Source organism: Staphylococcus auricularis (assembly GCF_001500315.1).
GTDB lineage: Bacteria > Bacillota > Bacilli > Staphylococcales > Staphylococcaceae > Staphylococcus > Staphylococcus auricularis.
On record NZ_LLER01000027.1, the window covers coordinates 1 to 217 of the forward strand.

General features: G+C 45.2%; 1 rRNA gene. It reads right to left on the reverse strand.

The window, feature by feature from the left end:
* A 23S ribosomal RNA gene (locus tag APS80_RS10335) occupies positions 1-217 on the reverse strand; the annotation flags it as partial.

A 217-nucleotide genomic window follows, 5' to 3' on the forward strand; every position in this document is an offset into this window, starting at 1 on the left:
CATCTTTCCAGATGCTTCGTCTAAGCGATACATTTCTAACTCTAAAAGAGTGTCCTACAACCCCAACAAGCAAGCTCATTGGTTTGGGCTCTTCCCGTTTCGCTCGCCACTACTCAGGGAATCGATTTTTCTTTCTCTTCCTCCGGGTACTAAGATGTTTCAGTTCTCCGGGTCTACCATCTGACATGCTATGAATTCACATGTCGATAACACGACA